Below are 23073 nucleotides of genomic sequence, written 5' to 3'. Positions count from 1 at the left end.
GCAGCACTCTTTTAAAGAAGTAAATTTGCAAAATATCTAATTACAGTTGAAACCTAAAGTTTCATTAGACGATTAAAAACAATACAAATTAAAGAATGAAATACACAACACGACAAAGCGCCATTTTATTACTAAGTGATGGAACTATTTTTCATGGTAAATCTATCGGAATCAGCGGTAAAACTTTCGGTGAAGTTTGTTTTAACACTGGAATGACCGGATATCAGGAGATTTTTACAGATCCTTCTTATTTTGGGCAAATTATGGTAACTACTAATCCTCATATTGGTAATTATGGTGTAAATGATCTGGAGATCGAATCAGAAGATGTGAAAATTGCTGGTTTGGTTTGTAAAAACTTTAGTTTTAATTATTCAAGAGAAGGTGCATCTGGAAGTTTAAAAGATTATTTTGCGAAACAAAACTTGATTTGTATTTCTGATGTTGATACAAGAGCTCTGGTTAGTTATATTCGTGATAATGGGGCAATGAATGCTGTAATCTGCACTGATGGAACTTCAATTGAAGACTTGAAAAAAGAATTATCAAATGTTCCAAATATGGAAGGTTTAGAACTGGCTTCTAAAGTTTCGACTACAGAACCTTATTTTGTTGGTGATGAAAATGCAGCTTATAGAATTTCTGCACTTGACCTTGGAATTAAGAAAAACATTTTAAGAAACTTTGCCAAGAGAGACTGCTATATTAAAGTTTTTCCATACGATGCTACATATGAAGATTTAAATTCATTTAATCCTGATGGGTTCTTTTTGTCAAATGGACCTGGGGATCCGGACCCGTTACATGGAGTAATTGAAGTAGCAAAGAAAATAATTGCAGATGACAGACCATTATTCGGAATTTGTCTAGGCCATCAAATTATTGCTTTAGCTAATGGCGTTCAGACTTATAAAATGTTTGGAGGGCATAGAGGAATCAATCATCCTGTAAAAAATCTTTTGACAGGGAAGGGTGAAATTACATCGCAGAACCACGGATTTGCTGTAAAAAGAGAAGCCTTGGACGGACATCCTGAATTGGAGCTGACTCATATACATTTAAATGATGACACTGTTGCGGGAATGCGTATGAAGAATAAAAATTGTTTTTCAGTACAATACCACCCGGAAGCAAGTCCGGGACCACATGATTCGTCTTATTTATTTGACCAATTTGTTGAGAATATAAAACTGGCAGTGTCTAAAACGATGTAGTTAATAAATAAAGGTGTTTAGTAAAGAAAATTCGTTTTTAATATTAAATATTTTTATAATTTCGAAAAAAAATCTATAATCTATTAATAAAAAACAAAAATAATGAGTATTATAATTAAAGTTCACGCAAGACAAATTTTGGATTCCAGAGGAAATCCTACTATCGAGGTTGATGTAGTAACTGAGAACGGAGTTTTAGGTAGAGCTGCAGTTCCATCTGGAGCATCAACCGGAGAGCACGAAGCTGTTGAATTACGTGATGGAGGTAAAGCCTATCTTGGAAAAGGAGTTTTGAATGCAGTGAACAATGTAAATACTGTTATTGCTGAAGAATTAGTTGGAACTTCTGTTTTTGAACAAAACACAATTGATCAGTTAATGATCGATTTAGACGGAACTCCAAATAAATCTAAATTAGGAGCTAATGCTATTTTGGGAGTTTCTTTAGCTGCTGCTAAAGCTGCTGCAAACGAACTTGGACTGCCTTTATACAGATATGTTGGTGGAGTTTCTGCTAACACATTGCCTGTACCGATGATGAATATCATTAATGGAGGTTCTCACTCTGATGCGCCTATCGCATTTCAGGAATTTATGATTTTCCCGGTAAAAGCAACTTCTTTTACACATGCTATGCAAATGGGAACTGAAATTTTCCACAGCTTGAAAAAAGTTTTACACGACAGAGGTTTAAGCACTGCTGTTGGTGACGAAGGAGGTTTTGCTCCAAACTTAGCTGGCGGTACTGAAGATGCATTAGACACGATTAAACTTGCAGTTGAAAAAGCAGGATATACTTTCGGTGACGAAATTATGATTGCTCTTGACTGTGCAGCTTCTGAATTTTATGTAAACGGTAAATACGATTACACTAAGTTTGAAGGTGAAACTGGAAAAATCAGAACTTCTGAAGAGCAGGCTGATTATTTAGCTGAACTTGCTGCTAAATATCCAATTATTTCTATCGAAGATGGTATGTACGAAGATGACTGGGATGGATGGAAAGCTTTAACTGATAAAATTGGAAATAAAGTACAATTAGTTGGAGATGACTTATTTGTTACTAACGTAGCTCGTTTATCAACTGGTATCGAAAAAGGAATTGCTAATTCAATTTTAGTAAAAGTTAACCAGATCGGAACTTTAACTGAAACAATTGCAGCTGTAAACATGGCTAAAAATGCGGGTTATACATCTGTAATGTCTCACCGTTCTGGAGAAACTGAAGATAATACAATCGCAGACTTAGCTGTTGCTTTAAACTGTGGACAGATTAAAACAGGTTCTGCGTCTCGTTCTGATCGTATGGCAAAATACAACCAATTATTAAGAATCGAAGAAGAGTTGGGAAGTACTGCTTATTTCCCGGGATTAAACGCTTTCAAGATCAAATAATTGTAAGAGTTATATATTGAAATCAAACCATTCGTTAACGCGAATGGTTTTTTTTTGGAGTTTTAACAAATTCATATCAGGATTCTTTTTTTAATTAGTCTTAAATTCCTTAGATTTGATAAATTATTATTTTATAGAATTATTTCCGATTATATTATGTCAAAAATAGCTACATTAGAAGTAGATGGTAAGAAAATTGAACTTCCGGTAATTACTGGGAGTGAAAATGAATCAGCTATCGATATTAACAAATTACGTGATTTAACAGGTGTTATTACAATTGACCCGGGATATAAAAATTCGGGATCTTGTAAGAGCGAAATCACCTTCTTAGACGGAGAATTAGGAATTTTACGTTACAGAGGATATTCAATCGAAGATTTAGCTGAAAAGGCTAACTTCTTAGAAGTTTCTTATCTTTTGATTTTTGGAGAATTACCAACTGCTCAGGAATTAGAGCAATTTGAAAATGGTATTAAAAAACATACTTTGGTAAACGAAGAGATGAAAAATATCATTGACGGTTTTCCAAAAACAGCGCATCCAATGGGTGTATTATCTGCTTTGACAAGTGCTTTGACAGCATTTAATCCAAAGGCGGTAAACGTTGATAATGAAAAAGAAATGTATGAAGCCATTTGCAAAACAATGGGTAAATTTCTTGTAATTGCAACCTGGACTTACAGAAAGTCAATGGGTTATCCGTTAAACTATTATGACAATACAACTGGTTATGTAGAAAATTTTATGCAATTAATGTTTAAATTACCTACAGGACCTTATACAGTAAATCCTGTTGTTGTTGATGCCTTAGATAAATTATTTATTCTTCACGCAGATCACGAGCAGAACTGTTCAACATCTACGGTAAGAATGGTTGGGTCATCTCACGCAGGTTTATTTGCATCTATTTCTGCCGGAGTTTCTGCTCTTTGGGGGCCGCTTCACGGAGGAGCTAATCAGGCCGTGCTTGAAATGCTTGAGGAAATTAACAAAGATGGCGGCGACACAGATAAATTCCTGGCAAAAGCAAAAGATAAAAACGATCCTTTCCGTTTAATGGGATTTGGTCACAGAGTTTATAAAAACTTTGATCCAAGAGCTAAGATCATCAAAAAAGCGGCTAAAGAAGTTTTAGAAACTTTAGGTGTTGAAGACCCGATTTTAGATATTGCAAGAAAATTAGAAACAGCAGCCCTTGAGGATGATTACTTCAAATCAAGAAACTTATATCCAAACGTTGATTTTTACTCTGGAATTATTTACAGAGCATTAGGGATTCCAACAGATATGTTTACTGTTATGTTTGCTATTGGAAGGCTTCCTGGCTGGATCGCACAATGGAAAGAAATGCGTGAAAACAAAGAACCAATTGGAAGACCAAGACAAATTTATACAGGACATCCGCTACGAGAGTTTAAGTCTAATAAATAAAAAAAAGAAAGCTTCACTTAACTGTGAAGCTTTTTTTATATTTGCTCAAAATATAATAAAGTTATGCTGCCATTAAATGTAAAGAACGAAACGTCAAGACTGCGTGCAGTAGTTTTGGGTTCGGCCGTTCATAATGGRCCAACTCCATCAATAGATGAAGCCTATGATCCTAAATCGCTGGAACATATTAAAGCAGGTACATACCCTGTAGAAAAAGACATGGTTGCTGAAATGAACGCTTTTAATGCTGTTTTTCAGAAATACGATGTAARGGTTTATCGTCCTGAATTGATCGAAAATTACAATCAGATTTTTGCAAGGGATATTGGGTTTGTAATTGATGATGTTTTTATAAAATCGAATATTCTTCCTGATCGCGAACGCGAGTTAGATGCCATTCAATATGTAATTGATCAAATCGATCCCATAAAAGTGGTGCGCCCGCCCGAAGAAGTTCATATCGAAGGCGGNCCAACTCCATCAATAGATGAAGCCTATGATCCTAAATCGCTGGAACATATTAAAGCAGGTACATACCCTGTAGAAAAAGACATGGTTGCTGAAATGAACGCTTTTAATGCTGTTTTTCAGAAATACGATGTAAAGGTTTATCGTCCTGAAATGATCGAAAATTACAATCAGATTTTTGCAAGGGATATTGGGTTTGTAATTGATGATGTCTTTATAAAATCGAATATTCTGCCCGATCGCGAACGCGAGTTAGATGCCATTCAATATGTAATTGATCAAATCGATCCCATAAAAGTGGTGCGCCCGCCCGAAGAAGTTCATATCGAAGGCGGAGATGTTATGCTTTGGAACGATCATATTTTTATAGGAACTTATAAAGGAAGCGATTATAAAGATTATATCACTGCGCGNGAAGTTCATATCGAAGGCGGAGATGTTATGCTTTGGAACGATCATATTTTTATAGGAACTTATAAAGGAAGCGATTATAAAGATTATATCACTGCGCGTACAAACATGCATGGCGTAAATTATATCAAAGAGCTGTTTCCAAATAAAATTGTCAAGGAATTTGATCTGGTAAAATCCAAATTGGAAGCCCGTGATAATGCATTGCATCTAGACTGCTGTTTTCAACCCGTTGGAAAAGATAAAGGCATTATTTATAAAAGAGGTTTTCGTGAAGAAGCCGATTATTTGTATCTGGTAAATCTTTTTGGAAAAGAAAACCTGTTTCATATTGAAAGAGAGGAAATGTATCATATGTTTTCAAATGTATTTTCGATTGATACAAATGTGGTGGTTTCTGAGAAAAACTTTACCCGCTTAAACAATTGGCTTCGGGCAAACGGTTTTACTGTAGAAGAAATTCCGTATGCTGAAATTGCAAAACAAGAAGGATTGTTGAGATGCTCAACCCTGCCATTAATTAGAGACTAAAAAAGTTTCAGGTTTAAGGTTTCAAGTTGTCATAACTTGAAACCTTAAACCTGAAACAAAAAAATAAAAAAACATGAAACAAACAACAAATGCAATCGTAATGATTCGGCCTGCTGCTTTTAGAATGAATGAACAGACAGCGGTAAATAATTATTACCAAAAAGTATTGGACGGATTACTGCCAAGTACAGTTAATGCCAAAGCACAACAGGAATTTGATGTTTTTGTTGAAAAGCTGAGAGCCGTTGGAGTTGATGTTACAGTAATCGAAGATACTTTAGAAACAGATACTCCGGANCAAAGCACAACAGGAATTTGATGTTTTTGTTGAAAAGCTGAGAGCCGTTGGAGTTGATGTTACAGTAATCGAAGATACTTTAGAAACAGATACTCCGGACAGTATTTTTCCAAATAACTGGGTTTCCTTCCATGAAAATGGTGACGTGGCACTTTATCCAATGTTTGCAGAAAACCGTCGTTTGGAACGTCGTGAGGATATTTTAGACACCCTTGAAGAAAAAGGTTTTGTGATTTCTAATATAATAGATTACACATCAGCAGAAGAAGATGGTTATTTTTTAGAAGGAACAGGAAGTTTACTATTAGATCGTGCTAATGCAAAAGCCTATTGTGCCTTATCTCCCCGCGCAGACGAAGAATTGTTTATAGAATTCTGTGAAGATTTTGATTATGCCCCGGTAATTTTTGAAGCGTTTCAAACCGTTGACGGCGATCGCAGACTAATTTATCATACCAATGTAATGATGTGCCTGGGTGAGACTTTTGCCGTGATCTGTGCTGATTGTATTGATGATAAAAAAGAGCGAAAAATGGTTTTGGATAATTTGAAAGAAGATAAAAAAGAAATCATTCTGATTACAGAAGACCAGGTTAATAATTTTGCCGGTAATATGCTGGAAGTTAGAGGGACAAACGATAAAAAATATATTGTTATGAGCGCCTCTGCTCATCAAAGTCTAACTCCGAAACAAATCCAGCAATTGGAGAAACATGCTNGAAGTTAGAGGGACAAACGATAAAAAATATATTGTTATGAGCGCCTCTGCTCATCAAAGTCTAACTCCGAAACAAATCCAGCAATTGGAGAAACATGCTGCAATATTAAGTTCGAGCTTAGATACAATTGAAGCCTGCGGAGGCGGAAGTGCACGATGCATGATGGCTGAAGTGTTTTTGCCGAAAAATTAAAATTTATAGATATAAAAAAGGGACAGTTTTAAAGTTGTCCCTTTTTTTATTTTAAGCATAGTGAACTACATCAAATTTCCTTTAATAATATTTATAATCGAGCTCACGATATATTGAATTCCGATAGATATTACAATAAAACCAACGATCCTGGAAATCGCTACAATTCCTGAAGCACCCAATATACGGGCTAAATAATGTGCACTTTTCAGGATAACAAAAATAACAACTGCAATTGCTAAAATTGCCAGGCAGGAAAAAACAATTTCTTCCATTTCGTGATGTTCCTGATAAAATGCTATTAACAAAGAAATAGAACCAGGTCCGGCGAGCATTGGTATTGCTAAAGGTGTTAAGGCTATGTCGTTCCTTTGCTGTACTTCGCTTTCAATTTTTTTGTTGATGCCTCGTTTTTTATTGAATTTGCCAGAAAGCAGAGAAAAACCAGAGTTTACAATTACAATTCCGCCGGCAATTCGAAGTGCATCGATACTTATTCCGAAAAAAGTTAGAACATATTGACCAATGAAATAAGAAACCAATAAAATAATACCAACGTTTATGGCTGTCCATAAAGAAATTCTTGAACGCTCTTTTTGCGAATCATGCTGTGTTAATCCAACAAAAATTGGAACTGTTCCAATTGGGTTTAGTACAGAAAAAAGTGCTGCAAACAGATAAATAAATAGATCCATATAAAACTGGTTAGTGAAGTAAAAATAGTCAAATTTTAATATCTCGTGACAAATTAATATTTGATATTATTTTTTAAAGTCAATATTTGAAATCAATAGAATAATTTGTCCCATATTTTTTTCACTACTTTTGTATAATATTTAAGATGATGAAAAATAAAAAAACCTTACTTCTTGGTGCTACCACAAAACCTGAGCGTTATGCTTTTAGAGCTATAAATTCTTTAACTCAAAAAGGACATACGGTTATCGCGATAGGACAAAATACGGGAGAAGTTGCCGGAGTTAAAATTCAAACAAAAGCCATTCCGGTAACCAATATTGATACTGTTACTTTATACTTAAATCCTGCTCGTCAGCGTGATTACTACAATTACATTGTCGAAGCTCATCCAAAAAGAGTGATTTTTAATCCGGGAACTGAAAATCCGGAATTATATCAATTATTAGAGTTAAATAATATTGAAGTAGAAGTTGCCTGTACTTTGGTTCTGCTGGCCACAAATCAATATTAATCCAGAAAGCTGATTAAGTTTCTATTCTATCTTTTAAATTCTCAATAAATATAAAATAGCTGGAAAAAGTTTTACTTCTATTTAGGGAAATAAATATTTATTTCCCTAAATAGTTGATTTTCGATATATCAAAATTAGTGATACCATTAAAAGTATTACTTTTGTCGTCATGGAATTTTCATCAAAACTAATAGAAAAAGCAGTCAACGAAATGTCGCAATTACCAGGGATAGGTAAGCGAACGGCATTGCGTTTGGTTCTTCATTTATTAAAACAGCCAAAAGAGCAGACTGGATTTCTCTCTCAGGCATTATTAAATATGCGTGAGGATATTAAGTTTTGTGAAAGCTGCCATAATATTTCAGATACAAAAGTCTGCGAAATTTGTGCAAATAATGCCAGAAATCATCAAACCATTTGTGTGGTCGAAGATATTCGAGATGTTATGGCTATAGAAAATACAGGGCAGTATAAAGGAATTTATCATGTTTTGGGCGGAAAAATTTCTCCGATAGAAGGAGTTGGTCCCAGTCAGTTAAATATTTCCAGTTTAGTTGAAAAAGTAAGGGCAGGAAAAGTAATTGAAATTATTTTTGCACTAAGTTCTACTATGGAAGGAGATACCACAAATTTTTACATTTACAAACAAATTGCTGAATCTGAAATTATTATTTCTACAATTGCGAGAGGGATCTCTGTTGGAGATGAATTAGAATATGCAGATGAAATCACTCTTGGGAGAAGTATTTTGCATCGGGTTCCGTTTGAAAAAACTTTCAAAAACAATTAAATCGAATCAAATAATATATAGATTTCCTGAAGAGTAAAGGAAAAACTATATTTGCGATAAAATTTTCAAAATGACAAAAAACAGCTTTTATATATTCTTGTTGATAAGCACCTTATTTACATCTTGTATTCCACTAAACGATCTAGTGTATCTTCAGGATAAAAACACTTCATCAGAGCAAAATAATATTGCATCAGTAGAATCTAAGCCTTATCGATTACAGGTAAATGATGTTTTAAGTGTCAACATAAAAGCTATTGATCCTAAATTAGTTTCTATTTTTAATAAAGCAGAAAGTAATATTGATGCCAAATCAGAATCAACCTTGTATTTTGATGGATTTACAGTTGATGATCATGGGAATATAAGAATACCAATTTTAGGAGAAATTAATGTTATTGGATATACTCTTGAAGAAGTTCGTATTAAAATTGAAAAAAAATTACTTGAAGAATATTTTAAAAGTGAAGCTAACATTTTTGTCACAGTAAAATTGGCAGGTTTTAGATATACGATAAATGGAGAAGTTGCAAGTACAGGAACAAAAACATTATTTAAGGATAATGTGAATATAATGGAAGCTGTTGCCAATGCAGGAGATATTACAACAGTTGGAAATAGAAAAGCTGTGATGGTTATTCGCCAAACTCCAACTGGAGTTCTAATGAATGAAATAGATCTTACAGATGTTAATGTTATGAAATCGCCCTATTATTATTTACAGCCAAATGATTATATATATGTTAAACCGTTGAAGCAAAAGACATGGGGGACTGGTCAAACCGGGATACAATCTATCGGAACCATAATAACTTTACTGTCATTGGCTACAACAGTTTATTTGATAATCAGAAATTAAAAAATAATTATTAGATGTTAGATATAAAAGATTTTTCCATTTTTGAAAATCAATCAAATTTTGATTTTAAAGGATTTTTATTGAAAATCTTAAGTTATTGGAAATGGTTTCTGTTAAGCTTAATCATAGCTTTTACTATTGCATATCAGGTAAATATTCGAAAAGAAAAAATTTACGGAATGCAGACCATGATTTCAATAAAAGAAGAAAGCAATCCGTTTTTTACATCTAATACCAGTTTGGTTTTTAATTGGGGAGGAATTTCAGATCAGGTAAATGGTATTTCTACAATATTACAATCAAGGTCACATAACGAACTAGTAGTCGATAAATTACAATATTATATTGATTATCTGGAGCAGGGAGAATACAATTTAGTTGATTCTTATGGAGCTGTACCTTTTTATGTTGATATTGATAAAACAAAAGGACAGCTTGCAAACACTTTAATTAATATTAAGTTTTTAAGTGAAAATGAATATCAAATTCAAATTCCATTTGAAAGTAATTCTGTTTCCGTTATTACATATTCTACAAATACCTACAGTAACACTTCTGTACAGCCGGTTACATTTATAAAAAAATACAAAGTTGGAGAAACAGTTTCTTTACCATTTTTAAATTGGAAACTGCAAATTAACGATAACCCCGGTTTTTATAAAGGAAAAGAATATTTCGTGAAATTTAATGATTTTGACGGAACAGTTTCCAAATATAAAGGAATTAGTGTAGATAGTGACAAAAATGGAGGGTCACTGTTAACATTGGGAATGCAGGGAACAAATAAAGCCAGAATGGTTGAATATTTAAATGCAACAGTAAGAATGCTGATTAAAATTCAACTTGATGGTAAAAATCAGTTTGCTACCAATACTATAAGATTTATAGATAGCACGCTTGTTGCTATGGAAACTCAATTAAAACAGACAGGTGACGAATTAAAAACTTTTCGAAAAGATAAAAACATATATGAAATTGAAGGCGGAGGTGCTAAATTTTCAGATAAGATTATGGATTTTGATGTTCAAAGAGATCAAATTACCAGAAAAGTCGCTTACTATAATTCTCTTCGATCCTATTTAAATAATAGTGTCGATTATTCCAGATTACCGGCACCTTCTGTTGCGGGTATAGAAGATCCTAATATTGTTACCAATGTTTCTAAACTTATTGCTCTTTCTACACAAAGATCGGAAATGGCTTATGCCGTAAAAAGTGATAAGATTTTTAAAGACTTTGACAATCAAATGCAGGCTGTAAAAAATGTTTTATTGGAAAATATAATTTCAGCAAAATCTTCCTTGCTATATGATTTATCTTTGGTAAATGCAAAAATTGGTCAGGCAGAAAGTACTGTTAGAAAATTACCTGAAGAACAGCAAGAGCTTTTAAAAATAAAAAGGAAGTATGATTTAAATGATAATATTTATACAGAATTCCTTCAGAAAAGAAATGAAGCAGAAATAGTAAAAGCTTCAAATTTATCAGACATTCATTTTATAGATCCGGCCAAAGATATAGGAGAAGGTTTAATTGGTCCTAAAACTTCTGCAAATTACATTTTGGCGTTGTTTATGGGGGTATTAATCCCTCTTATCATTGTGTTCATCAATTTCTTTATAAATAACACAATTCAAAACACTGATGACATCAGTAAATTGACCGAAATACCAATAATTGGTGTAGTAGGATTAAGTAAAGATGCTGTGAGTCTGGCGGTATTTGACAAACCAAAATCTGCATTATCAGAAGCTTTTAGAGGTATACGTTCCTCATTACAGTTTTTATACAAGAAACAACAGCTTCATGGTTCAAAAACTTTAATGATCACATCTTCTATAAGTGGTGAAGGAAAGACATTTTGTTCGATAAATATTGCTACAGTTTTTGCTTTAAGTGAAAAGAAAACAGTTATCGTTGGTTTAGATTTAAGAAAGCCAAGATTAGCAGACGAATTTTGTTTGACAAACAACAATTTAGGTGTCGTAAATTATTTAATCCGCCAAAATAATTTAGATGAAATTACAAATTCAACACAAATTGCTAATCTTGATGTTATACTTTCCGGACCGATTCCTCCAAATCCATCCGAATTAATTTTGAGTGATGCAATGACAGAATTAATCGATGAATTGAAACAAAAATATGATTATATAATTCTGGATACACCTCCGGTTGGTCTGGTTTCAGATGCATCTGAATTAGTTCAGTACGCAGATGTCACGCTATATATTGTGAGACAAAATTATACTAAAAAAGACATGATCACGCTGCTTAACAATAAAGTTAAAAGAGGTGAGTTAAGTAATGCAAGCATTGTGTTTAATGGTTTTGAAAACAAGGCAAAATATGGTTCTACTTATGGATATGGTTATGGATATGGAGCCTATTCAAATGGATATCATGAAGAAGAAAAGAAAATAAGTTTTTGGAATTTGATATCTGGTAAATTTAGAAAACGATAATATTACAATGAAAACGTCAGATCAATATAAAATATTAATTACTGGAGGTGCTGGTTTTATAGGCTCTAATTTATCAGAACATTTTTTGGGACTAGGCCATAAAGTAATTTGCTTGGATAATTTTTCTACTGGACATCATCATAATTTGAAGGATTTTATTAATAATCCAAATTTCAAATTAATTGAAGGTGATATTCGAAAAATTGAAGATTGTATTTTAGCGGTTGAAGGTGTTGATTACGTTTTACATCAGGCAGCTTTAGGTTCTGTTCCCAGATCAATAAGTGATCCGATCACAACTAATGAAGTAAATGTTTCTGGTTTTTTAAATATGCTGACTGCTGCAAGAGATGCAAAAGTAAAACGTTTTGTGTATGCGGCCAGTTCCTCTACTTATGGAGATTCTGAAGGGCTGCCAAAAGTAGAAGATGTTATCGGAAAACCATTGTCACCATATGCAATAACCAAATATGTCAACGAATTATATGCGGAAATTTTCAGCAAAACTTATGGTATAGAAACAATAGGACTGCGTTATTTTAATGTATTTGGACGAAAGCAAGACCCGGATGGAGCTTACGCGGCAGTGATTCCAAAATTTGTTAAGCAATTAATGAAGCATGAAAGTCCGGTAATTAACGGTGATGGAAACTATTCTCGCGATTTTACTTATATAGATAATGTTATTCAGATGAATGAACTTGCTATAACAAGTCAAAATCCCGAATCAGTAAATACAGTTTACAATACAGCTTTTGGGGATAGAAATACACTAAATGATTTGGTTGGATACTTAAAAGAATATCTGGCTGAATTTGATCCAAAAATTGCGAATGTTGAAGTTATCTATGGTACAAACAGGGCAGGTGATATTCCGCATTCATTAGCAAGTATCGATAAAGCAAAAAAAATGTTGGGATATAATCCAAAATACTCTTTGCAGCAAGGATTAAAAGAAGCTGTAAGCTGGTATTGGAATAATTTGAAATAAAATAAAGAAATAACGAAGTAAATGGAAATTACAAAAATTTGCTGTATAGGTGCTGGTTATGTAGGAGGTCCTACAATGGCGGTTATAGCGCAAAAATGCCCACATATTCAAGTCACGGTTGTAGATTTGAACGAACAAAGAATTAAAGACTGGAATGACCCGAATACTGATAATATTCCTATTTATGAGCCGGGACTTTCAGAAATTGTAGCTGAAGCAAGAGGAAGAAACTTATTTTTTTCAACAGAAGTTGAAAAAGCTATCGATGAAGCTCAAATAATTTTTATATCAGTTAATACTCCAACCAAAACTTATGGTAAAGGAAAAGGTATGGCAGCTGATTTAAAATATATTGAATTATGTGCAAGACAAATTGCAAAAGTTGCGAAACAGAATAAAATTGTAGTTGAAAAATCGACTCTGCCTGTTAGAACGGCTGAAGCTATAAAAAGTATCTTGGATAATACAGGAAATGGTGTTCAGTTTCAAATTTTATCAAATCCGGAATTTCTGGCGGAAGGAACAGCTGTTACAGATTTATTAAATCCGGACAGAATTTTAATTGGAGGAGACACAACACCCGAAGGAGAAATTGCAATAAAGGCTTTGGTCGATGTATATGCTAATTGGGTAAGTAAAGATAAAATTTTAACCACAAATGTTTGGTCATCAGAATTGTCTAAACTTACAGCCAATGCATTTTTAGCACAGCGTATATCTTCAATTAATGCAATGTCTGAACTATGCGAAAAAACTGGTGCAGATGTAAATGAAGTTGCCAAAGCAATCGGAATGGATAGTCGAATTGGTCCGAAGTTTTTAAAAGCGTCGGTTGGTTTTGGCGGCTCTTGTTTTCAAAAAGACATTTTGAATTTGGTTTATATCGCCAAATCGTACGGCTTAAATGAAGTTGCCGATTATTGGGAGCAGGTGATCATTATGAATGATCATCAAAAGCGAAGGTTTTCAAATAAAATTGTTCAGACTTTGTATAACACAGTGGCAGATAAAAAAATCACATTTTTAGGCTGGGCGTTCAAAAAAGACACAAATGATACAAGAGAATCTGCAGCAATATATGTAGCTGATGATTTAATTAATGAACAAGCAAAAATTTCGGTTTATGACCCTAAGGTGTCAAGAAATAAAATGCTTAATGATTTAAACTATTTAGAGACAAGAAGTCCGGAAAAAAACATTGAAGGATTAAGTATATTTGATAATGCCTATGAAGCTTGTAAAGATGCTCATGCTATCGCAGTATTAACTGAATGGGATGAATTTACAACATACGATTGGCAGAAAATTTATGAATCGATGCATAAGCCTGCATTTGTTTTTGATGGAAGAAATATATTAGATGCAAAAAAACTTGAGTCTATTGGTTTTGTTTATAACGGAATAGGTTCATAAAAAACATTTGTATTGAAGGGATCTTTAAATACGAGAAATAGTAGAAGTAGAATAGGGGCTGTATTTCAATATTAATTAAGCAAGCATGAACTGGTACGTTATTTATACAAAACCAAAATGGGAAAAAAAAGTAGCAGAAAAACTTACTCAAATAGGAATTGAATGCTATTGTCCTCTAATTACTAAAGTACAACAGTGGTCAGACAGGAAAAAAAAAGTTGAGATGCCTCTTTTTAATTCGTATGTATTTGTGCAATTGCCAGAAATTGAGAGAAATACGGTGTTTCAGATTGCAGGGGTTGTGAGGTATTTATTTTGGTTAGGAAAGCCTGCTATTGTTCGTGATGAAGAAATCAATATTATTAAAAATAGTCTAAAATCTTCAAATACAGCAGATATTTCGGTTACATCGTTTCGGGTTGGAGACAAAATAAAGCTTGAATCTGGTGCTTTTAATAATCAGAGCGCCATTGTTCAGGAAGTTTCAAATACATATTATATTTTGTTTTTAGAATCACTTGGGTGTGTTTTAAAAATAAAATATAAGTAAGACAATGCTTTCACAAAAAACAAAAGAGAAAAATAATAACTATTTTTCTCTTTTGTTTTTTGTAGTAAAATTCTTTTTGTACTGATTAAGAGTTACTTGTCTTTTTTGTAAAAATTTAATACGATTTCTTTTTAGTTATACTATAAACTGTATTGATTAAACAGAATGAATATGCTATATTTGCCAAAATTGTTTTTTAGGTTGTCTGAGTCAATTATTTGTGACTCAGAAGGGCGAAGCCGTGAGTTTTAGTAACTGAAACCATAAATTGAAAGTAAAATTGAAAGAAAATATAAAAATAGCAGTTGTTGGTCTGGGGTATGTTGGTTTACCATTGGCGAGATTGTTTGCTACAAAATATTCAGTTGTTGGTTTTGATATTAATGAATCTAGAGTTGAAAGTTTAAATTCCGGTATTGATGCAACATTAGAAGTCGATGAGGAAACATTGCAAAAGGTTTTAGTTAAAAACGGGAATGAAGGAACGGGGCTTTATTGTACAAGTTCTCTTGAAGACATTTCAAATTGTAATTATTTTGTATTAACTGTTCCAACACCTGTAGACAAAAATAATCGTCCGGATCTTACTCCACTATATAAATCAAGCGAATCTGTTGGTAAAGTCCTGAAAAAAGGAGATGTAGTAATTTACGAATCTACCGTTTATCCAGGTGTCACAGAGGAACAATGCGTTCCGGTATTAGAAAGATTCTCAGGATTAAAATTTAATGAAGATTTCTTTGTTGGATATTCCCCAGAAAGAATAAATCCGGGAGATAAGGAACATACGGTCGAAAAAATCTTAAAAGTGACTTCAGGCTCAACTCCGGAAATTGGTTTAAAAGTCGATGCCCTGTATAAATCTGTTATCACAGCGGGAACTCATTTAGCGCCTTCGATCAAAGTTGCCGAAGCAGCAAAGGTAATTGAGAATTCTCAACGAGATATTAATATCGCTTTTGTTAATGAGTTGGCAAAGATATTTAATTTAATGAATATTGATACTCAGGAGGTTTTAAAGGCGGCAGGAACAAAATGGAATTTTTTACCATTCAAGCCTGGTCTTGTAGGCGGGCACTGTATTGGTGTTGATCCGTATTATTTAGCCCAAAGAGCGCAAGAATTTGGATATCATCCTGAAATAATTTTAGCAGGAAGACGTTTAAATGACAGTATGGGAGAATATGTCGCTTCTCAAGTGGTAAAATTGATGATCAAAAAGGGAATTTCAGTTAACGGGGCAAATCTTTTAATGTTGGGAATCACTTTTAAAGAAAACTGCCCAGATGTTAGAAACACAAAAATTGTAGATGTAATAAGGGCACTAAAAGAATATGGAATAGCTGTTACTATTTTTGATCCATTAGCGAATATTGAAGAGGTAAAAAAAGAATATAAATTGACGACAATAGATTCAATTCCAAAAGAAAAATTTGATGCTATTGTTTTAGGTGTTGCACACAAGGAATTTTTAAAACTTAATTTTTCAGAGTTACAACAATCAAATAGTTTATTGTACGATGTAAAAGGAGTTTTAGGAACTATAGCTGATAATAGATTATAGTTTCTAAAACTTTTTTTTTAAATTTAAAGAAAAGATATGAAAATAAATAATTCAATAATACATGTAATTCTAACCGGAGGAGTTGGAAGCAGGCTTTGGCCATTATCCCGCAAAAGTCAGCCAAAACAATATCTTGAGATATTTGAAGGGAAATCACTTTTTGAAATGACTGTAGACAGAAATAGTCATTTAGCAAATAAAGTTATGGTTGTAGGGAATGTAGATAACCATCATTTGAGTGGTAAAGTAATGAATAAAACACAAACTTCATACATAAATATTGTTGAGGCAACTCCTAGAAACACAGCAGCAGCAATTGCGTTTGCAGCGTTTGCCTCTAATCCTGACGATATATTAATTGTTACTCCGTCAGATCATATTATTGATAAAATGGATAACTATAATCAAGCTATAAATGAAGCTATTTTAAAAGCACAGGATGGTTATATTGTGACTTTTGGTATTATTCCAACAAAACCAGAAACGGGATATGGTTATATAGAATCAAAAGGCGATAAAGTGATTTCATTTCGTGAAAAACCAAATGAAACTACAGCAAAAGAATTTATTGCAAGGGGTAATTTTTTATGGAACAGCGGAATGTTTTGTTTTAAAGCGGGAGTTTTACTTGATGAATTGAAACAGTTTCAACCAGATGTTTATGAAAAATCTAAAGCTGTTTGGGAAGCTAGTAAAGATGGTTTTTTAAGTTTAGATTTATCATTAGAAATTCCGTCAATTAGTATTGATTATGCTGTGATGGAACGTAGTAAGAAAATAAAAGTCGTGCCCGCATCTTTCGCATGGTCAGATTTAGGTTCATTTGAATCTGTTTATGAGTATTTGATTACAAAGGGTCATCCGATCGATGCAAATGGAAATATGGTTATTGGATGTGAAAGCTACACTACATTTTTAGGGTTAAGAAATACCATTTTCGTTCATACTAATAATGCAAATTTAATTCTACAAAAAGAAAATTCGCAAGACGTAAAAGATATTTATAATGAATTGGAAAAGCAAAATTCAGAATTACTAAATTAATAGAAAAATGAAAAAAATTCTTATAACGGGCGGTGCAGGATTCATTGGTTCGCATGTAGTAAGACGTTTTGTGAACAAATACCCAGACTACCAAATTTATAATTTGGATGCTTTGACATATGCAGGTAATCTTGAAAATATAAAAGATATTGAAAACAAATCGAATTATACTTTTGTAAAAGGGGATATTGTTGATGAAAGTTTTATTAATGATCTTTTTTTAAGTAATGATTTTGATGGAATTCTCCATCTAGCTGCAGAGTCACATGTTGACCGTTCTATTGAAGATCCTTTAGCTTTTGTAAAAACAAATGTAATTGGCACTATGAATTTGTTAAATGCAGCAAAAAATCAATGGAAAGAGAATTATGAAGGCAAAAGATTTTATCATATAAGTACAGATGAAGTATATGGTTCTCTTGGAACTGATGGACTTTTTACTGAAACTACTCCTTATGATCCAAATTCACCTTATTCTTCTTCTAAAGCAAGTTCTGATCACTTTGTCCGTGCTTATGGTGAAACTTATGGACTACCTTATGTTTTAACAAATTGTTCTAACAATTATGGATCGTACCATTTTCCTGAAAAATTGATTCCTCTTTTTATAAATAACATTATAAATGAAAAGCCTTTACCAGTATACGGTGATGGAAATTATACGCGCGATTGGTTATTTGTTGAAGATCACGCTGCTGCAATAGATTTGGTTTTCCATAAAGGTAAAAATCATGAAACCTATAATATAGGAGGATTTAATGAGTGGAAAAATATTGATTTAGTAAAATTGTTATGCCAAATTATGGATAAAAAATTAGGCAGAACCGAAGGTACTTCTCAAGAATTAATTACTTATGTCAAAGACAGGCCCGGACATGATTTGCGTTATGCAATAGATGCTTCAAAAATCAATAAAGAGCTGGGTTGGAGACCTTCAGTAACTTTTGAAGAAGGCTTAGAAAAAACAATTAACTGGTATCTTGAAAATGGAGAATGGTTAAAGAATGTCACTTCTGGGGCTTACAAAGACTATTATCAAAAACAATATTCATAGATTTTATTTGTATCAAATTTAAATTAATATGAAAAAAACAACATACGTTCTTACTCTATTCATTATTTTAATGATGTCATTGCACGTAAATGCGCAGGATATACTAAGATCTAAAGATTTAAGCACAATAAATGTGGATTATTTAACCGATGATGATTTGGCTAAAATAAGTGCACAATTAAAAAATAACAATACCACGATAGAACAAGTTGAACCAATGGCCCTTTCCAAAGGAATGAGTCAAACCGAATATGATAAATTAAAAGCAAGACTTAATGCATATTCAGCTAAATCTACCGATAAACCCAAAATTCAAGAAAGCACAAAAGAATCAGGAAGAAAGCAAGATAAAATTGTAAATGAAAAAGTAAAAGATTCTGCCAATGCACTAATTTTTGGTTCTGAGCTTTTTGATAATCCAACTCTAAATTTTGAACCAGATTTGAAATTAGCAACTCCAATGAATTATGTGTTGGGACCTGGAGACGAATTACAAGTTAGTGTATACGGAGTTCAGGAATATAACGCTAGTATACCAGTAAGTGTAGAAGGTAAAATCACAATTCAGTATGTAGGCCAAATTTCAGTATCAGGAATGTCTGTTGAAGCTGCGACACAAAAAATCAAGGCTGCAATTGCGAAAGTTTATAGTACTGTTCGTTCGGGTCAATCACAAGTTAGTGTAAGTTTAAGTCAAATACGAACTATAAAAATAACTGTAGTTGGAGGAAAGCAGCCGGGTAATTATTCAATATCTTCTTTAGCAACAGTTTATAATGCATTGCATTTAGCGGGAGGTCCGGGTAAAAATGGAAGCTATAGAAATATTGAATTAATTCGAAATAATAAAGTTTTTAAAAACATAGATATCTATAGATTTTTAGTTAAGGGAGATCAATCAGATAATGTAAGTTTAAAAGATAATGATGTTATCAGGATTCCAGCTTACACACAAAGGGTAACAATTCAGGGAGAGGTTAAACGTCCAGGTATTTTTGAAATGAAAAAGGGAGAAACTTTTTCAGATCTGTTGAACTTTGCTTCAGGATTTAATGAATTTGCTTACACGGCTTCAGTAAATGTTACTCAAAAGACAGCAAAAGAATTTAAAGTTCATGATATCAATGAAAGTGATTTCTCAACCTATAATCCACAATCAGGAGATGTTTTTAAAGTAACAAAAATTTTAAACAGATTTGAAAATCGAATTAAGATTGAGGGCGCTGTTTTCAGACCAGATTACTATTCTTTTAATGAAGGGATGAGAGTTTCTGATCTTATAACCAGAGCAGAAGGTCTTAAAGAAGACGCATATAGTAAAAGAGCCAGAATTATCCGTTTAAAATCAGATTTGACAACCGAGATAGTAAATGTAGATTTAACCGCAGCATTATCAGGAGATATAAATGCTGACCTTGAATTAAAGAGGGAGGATATCGTAACTGTTTATTCAATTTTAGATTTTAGGGAAGAATATAAAGTTACTATTGACGGAGAGGTAAAAAATCCTGGGGTATATGAATATTTTGAGAATCTAACCTTAAATGATTTAATTGTACAAGTTGGTGGTTTAACAGGTTCCGCATCTAAAAGAGTAGAAATAGCAAGAATGGTAAAGTCGGATGTCATAAATGATTCAGATCCAAAACGCGTTGAATTAGTTCAATTTGAAATTACTACAGACAATAATGAGCAAGCCAAGAATTTTATTTTAAAACCCTTTGATGTTATAAATATTAGAAGAATTGCTGTTTATGAAAAACCTCAAATGGTCACGATTTCAGGAGCAGTAGTTTATCCAGGTAAATATGTTTTAGCGAACAAAAAGGAAAAAGTATATGATATAGTTATGAGAGCTGGGGGATTGACTTCTGTTTCTAACATAGAGGGTATGAAAATCAAAAGGCCGATCAAACAAGAAGAAATAGATAAATTAGAAAGCATAGATTTGAACTTATCTAAAAATGATTCTTTAAAAGAAAAATTAGAAGATATAAAGTTTGCGACTATTCCAATTAATTGGGAGAAAATAGAGAAAGATAAAAATCATTTTTCTAACGTTACGTTATTTCCAGGTGACGAAATTGAGGTGGCTGTTTATAATGAAGGAGTAAAAGTAACTGGAAATGTATTGTTAACATCAGAAATTCCATACCGAAGTGGAAAAGGATTTAAATATTACATAAATGCTGTGGGAGGAGTGAATAATAAAGGCTGGAAGAGAAAGGCATATATAATATATCCTAATGGAAAAGCTGATGTAACTAAATCATTTTTATTTTTCAGATCTTATCCTACAGTAGAACCAGATTCACAGATAGTTGTCCCAGAAAAGCCAGAAACCAAGAGAATGACAACAGGAGAGTGGGTTAGTATAGGGAGTGTTATAACAAGTCTAGCATTATTAATCGTTACAGCTTTTAAATAATTTTTTTATGAATAATGTAATTGATGAAAGTAACGAGATTTCGTTAAAAGAATTAATAGAAAAAATAAAGGAATGGTTCTTTTTTTTGTTATCAAAATGGAAAATTATACTGTTGGCTGGATTTATCGGGGGTTGTTTAGGGATTACTTACTCTATTTTAAAAAAACCTATTTACACAGCTACCCTTTCTTTTGCCTTAGAAGATGAAAAAACGGGAGGAGGATTAGGAAACGCATTAGGTTTGGCTACTTCACTAGGTTTGGATGTTGGTGGTGAAGGAGGAGGCATTTTTACAGGTCCAAACTTGACAGAGTTATTTAGGTCTCGTAGTATGGTCGAACAAACGTTATTGAGTCCTGTTAAAGTAGATGGAAAATTAATTTCTTTGGCTGAGATGTATATTCAAAATAATAACTGGAGAAAAAAATGGGAAGATGATAATAAATTTAAGTCATTAGAATTTTTACCTGATGGAAAAAGAGTAGGTTTTACCAGAATACAAGATAGTATTTTAGGTAAAATTTATGAAAACCTATCTAAGGGAAGTTTAAATGTAGGTCAAAAAGATAAAAAAGTTGCGATTATTACTATAGACGTTTCTTCAAAAAACGAATTATTTGCTAAATACTTTTGCGAAGCATTAGCCAAACAAGTTGGAAATTTTTATGTTGAAACCAAAAGTAAAAAAGCAAGGTTAAATATGGATATACTAGAAAGGCAAACAGATTCTATTAGAAGAGAGCTTAATAGTGCTATTACTGGAGTAGCTATTGCAAATGATAATACTTTTAATTTAAATCCAGCTTTAAATGTAAGAAGAACCCCATCTGCCAGAAGACAGGTGGATGTTCAGGCAAATACCGCAATACTGACAGAATTAGTAAAACAAGCCGAATTAGCCAAAGTTGCCCTACGCAAAGAAACTCCTCTTATTCAGATAATTGATTCACCTATACTGCCACTAGCAAAAGAGCATTTAGGAATATTAAAAGGATTCATTTTAGGAGCTTTTATTGCATCTTTTTTGACTGCTGGTTTTTTATTATTAAAAAAAACTATAAATACAATTTAATGAAAATTTTAATAACAGGAGGAGCTGGGTTTATAGGCTCAAATTTATGTGAATATTTTTTAGCAAAAGGAAACCAGGTTATTTGCCTTGATAACTTTTCAACAGGACATCGACATAATATCGAGCCTTTTTTTGCTAATAATCAATTTACTTTAATTGAAGGAGATATTAGAAATCTTGGGGACTGTACAGCGGCAGTAGAAGGTGTTGATTATGTTCTGCATGAAGCAGCTTTAGGATCTGTTCCACGATCTATAAATGATCCGATAACAACTAATGATGTAAATGTTAGTGGGTTTTTAAATATGTTAGTTGCTTCAAGAGATGCTAAGGTGAAACGTTTTATCTATGCTGCAAGTTCATCAACTTATGGAGATTCAGAATCATTACCAAAAGTTGAAGATAAGATTGGTAATCCGCTTTCTCCATATGCAATTACTAAATATGTAAATGAATTATATGCTAACATTTTTAGTAAAATATATGGATTGGAAACAATAGGGTTGAGATATTTTAATGTTTTTGGTCGACGTCAAGATCCAAATGGAGCATACGCAGCTGTAATTCCGAAATTTGTTATGCAATTTATGAATTATGAAAGTCCTTTGATTAATGGAGATGGTAACTATTCTAGAGATTTTACATATATAGATAATGTAATACAAATGAATGAAAGAGCCATTTTATCTCAAAATAGTGAGGCTGTTAATACAATTTATAATACTGCATTTGGAGATAGAACAACTTTAAATGAGTTAGTATATATGTTGCGTGATAAACTTTCAGAGTTTGATTCAAATATAAAAAATGTTGAAATTCTTTATGGACCAAACCGTGCAGGTGATATTCCCCATTCTTTAGCAAGTATTGAGAAAGCAAAAAGATTATTGGAGTATAACCCGGAATATTCAATAGAAAAAGGGGTTAAGGAGGCCGTTAATTGGTATTATAAAAATCTAAGAAAATAAACT

General features: G+C 32.7%; 19 protein-coding genes and 4 pseudogenes. 22 read left to right on the top strand and 1 reads right to left on the bottom strand.

The genetic code is table 11. The annotated features are described in order from the left end of the window. The first annotated feature begins 95 nt into the window (after positions 1-95). From carA to ASE21_RS22345, 9 genes and pseudogenes are all read left to right on the top strand, one after another. Positions 96-1214 carry a glutamine-hydrolyzing carbamoyl-phosphate synthase small subunit gene (gene carA, locus ASE21_RS18995; protein ID WP_057124287.1) on the top strand — a complete coding sequence of 373 codons (1119 nt, stop codon included), beginning with the start codon at positions 96-98 and terminating at the stop codon, positions 1212-1214. 102 nt (positions 1215-1316) lie between these two features. Further along, positions 1317-2609, top strand: coding sequence for a phosphopyruvate hydratase (gene eno / locus ASE21_RS18990; protein ID WP_057124286.1), 1293 nt, complete (start codon positions 1317-1319; stop codon positions 2607-2609). A 156-nt stretch (positions 2610-2765) separates the two neighbouring features. Then, a complete protein-coding gene (locus ASE21_RS18985; protein WP_057124285.1) occupies positions 2766-4043 on the top strand; it encodes a citrate synthase in 1278 nt (425 codons plus the stop codon). A 63-nt stretch (positions 4044-4106) separates the two neighbouring features. Then, positions 4107-4513: pseudogene (locus ASE21_RS22485) on the top strand (amidinotransferase); the annotation flags it as partial. Position 4514: 1 nt separating this feature from the next. Further along, positions 4515-4924 (top strand): annotated as a pseudogene (locus tag ASE21_RS22350) (amidinotransferase); the annotation flags it as partial. 1 nt (position 4925) lies between these two features. Continuing rightward, a partial coding sequence (locus tag ASE21_RS22070; protein WP_242410306.1) for a dimethylarginine dimethylaminohydrolase family protein occupies positions 4926-5453 on the top strand: 528 nt, incomplete at its 5' end. Between the two features lie 73 nt (positions 5454-5526). Beyond that, a pseudogene (locus ASE21_RS22065) lies at positions 5527-5750 on the top strand (arginine deiminase-related protein); the annotation flags it as partial. A gap of 38 nt (positions 5751-5788) precedes the next feature. Next, positions 5789-6469 (top strand): annotated as a pseudogene (ctlX, locus tag ASE21_RS18975) (citrulline utilization hydrolase CtlX); the annotation flags it as partial. A 1-nt stretch (position 6470) separates the two neighbouring features. Further along, positions 6471-6662, top strand: a 192-nt coding sequence (locus ASE21_RS22345; RefSeq protein WP_242410305.1) for an arginine deiminase-related protein, incomplete at its 5' end; no start/stop codon positions are given. A 65-nt stretch (positions 6663-6727) separates the two neighbouring features. On the opposite strand, the gene ASE21_RS18970 is transcribed toward ASE21_RS22345, so the two are convergent. Then, positions 6728-7357: a MarC family NAAT transporter gene (locus ASE21_RS18970; RefSeq protein WP_057124284.1), complete on the bottom strand. Its 630-nt coding sequence runs from the start codon at positions 7355-7357 to the stop codon at positions 6728-6730. Positions 7358-7506: 149 nt separating this feature from the next. Between ASE21_RS18970 and ASE21_RS18965 the strand changes: the two genes are divergently transcribed. From ASE21_RS18965 to ASE21_RS18905, 13 genes are all read left to right on the top strand, one after another. Beyond that, positions 7507-7872, top strand: a complete 366-nt coding sequence (locus tag ASE21_RS18965) for a CoA-binding protein (RefSeq protein ID WP_057124283.1) — start codon at positions 7507-7509, stop codon at positions 7870-7872. A gap of 169 nt (positions 7873-8041) precedes the next feature. Further along, positions 8042-8662: a recombination mediator RecR gene (gene recR / locus ASE21_RS18960; protein ID WP_057124282.1), complete on the top strand. Its 621-nt coding sequence runs from the start codon at positions 8042-8044 to the stop codon at positions 8660-8662. Between the two features lie 70 nt (positions 8663-8732). After that, positions 8733-9521: a polysaccharide biosynthesis/export family protein gene (locus ASE21_RS18955; protein ID WP_057124281.1), complete on the top strand. Its 789-nt coding sequence runs from the start codon at positions 8733-8735 to the stop codon at positions 9519-9521. A gap of 14 nt (positions 9522-9535) precedes the next feature. Continuing rightward, positions 9536-11986: a polysaccharide biosynthesis tyrosine autokinase gene (locus tag ASE21_RS18950; RefSeq protein WP_057124280.1), complete on the top strand. Its 2451-nt coding sequence runs from the start codon at positions 9536-9538 to the stop codon at positions 11984-11986. A 7-nt stretch (positions 11987-11993) separates the two neighbouring features. Then, complete coding sequence (locus ASE21_RS18945) at positions 11994-12977, top strand: SDR family oxidoreductase (RefSeq protein WP_057124279.1); 984 nt, start codon at positions 11994-11996, stop codon at positions 12975-12977. 21 nt (positions 12978-12998) lie between these two features. Next, complete coding sequence (locus tag ASE21_RS18940; protein ID WP_057124278.1) at positions 12999-14390, top strand: UDP-glucose 6-dehydrogenase; 1392 nt, start codon at positions 12999-13001, stop codon at positions 14388-14390. A gap of 85 nt (positions 14391-14475) precedes the next feature. Continuing rightward, complete coding sequence (locus ASE21_RS18935; RefSeq protein ID WP_057124277.1) at positions 14476-14940, top strand: UpxY family transcription antiterminator; 465 nt, start codon at positions 14476-14478, stop codon at positions 14938-14940. A 280-nt stretch (positions 14941-15220) separates the two neighbouring features. Further along, positions 15221-16504: a nucleotide sugar dehydrogenase gene (locus tag ASE21_RS18930; RefSeq protein ID WP_057124373.1), complete on the top strand. Its 1284-nt coding sequence runs from the start codon at positions 15221-15223 to the stop codon at positions 16502-16504. Positions 16505-16540: 36 nt separating this feature from the next. Next, positions 16541-17548: a mannose-1-phosphate guanylyltransferase gene (locus ASE21_RS18925; RefSeq protein ID WP_057124276.1), complete on the top strand. Its 1008-nt coding sequence runs from the start codon at positions 16541-16543 to the stop codon at positions 17546-17548. 7 nt (positions 17549-17555) lie between these two features. Beyond that, entirely contained in the window at positions 17556-18602 is a 1047-nt protein-coding gene (gene rfbB, locus ASE21_RS18920) for a dTDP-glucose 4,6-dehydratase (RefSeq protein ID WP_057124275.1), read from the top strand. A 28-nt stretch (positions 18603-18630) separates the two neighbouring features. Further along, entirely contained in the window at positions 18631-21030 is a 2400-nt protein-coding gene (locus ASE21_RS18915; RefSeq protein ID WP_057124274.1) for an SLBB domain-containing protein, read from the top strand. Positions 21031-21037: 7 nt separating this feature from the next. Next, entirely contained in the window at positions 21038-22102 is a 1065-nt protein-coding gene (locus ASE21_RS18910) for a lipopolysaccharide biosynthesis protein (RefSeq protein ID WP_057124273.1), read from the top strand. After that, a complete protein-coding gene (locus ASE21_RS18905; protein ID WP_057124272.1) occupies positions 22102-23070 on the top strand; it encodes an SDR family oxidoreductase in 969 nt (322 codons plus the stop codon). The genes ASE21_RS18910 and ASE21_RS18905 overlap by 1 nt, the downstream gene beginning before the upstream one ends. Positions 23071-23073 lie beyond the last annotated feature (3 nt).

This window comes from Flavobacterium sp. Root901, from assembly GCF_001429765.1.
Taxonomy (GTDB): domain Bacteria; phylum Bacteroidota; class Bacteroidia; order Flavobacteriales; family Flavobacteriaceae; genus Flavobacterium.
This window is presented reverse-complemented; position numbering and strand designations above follow the sequence as displayed.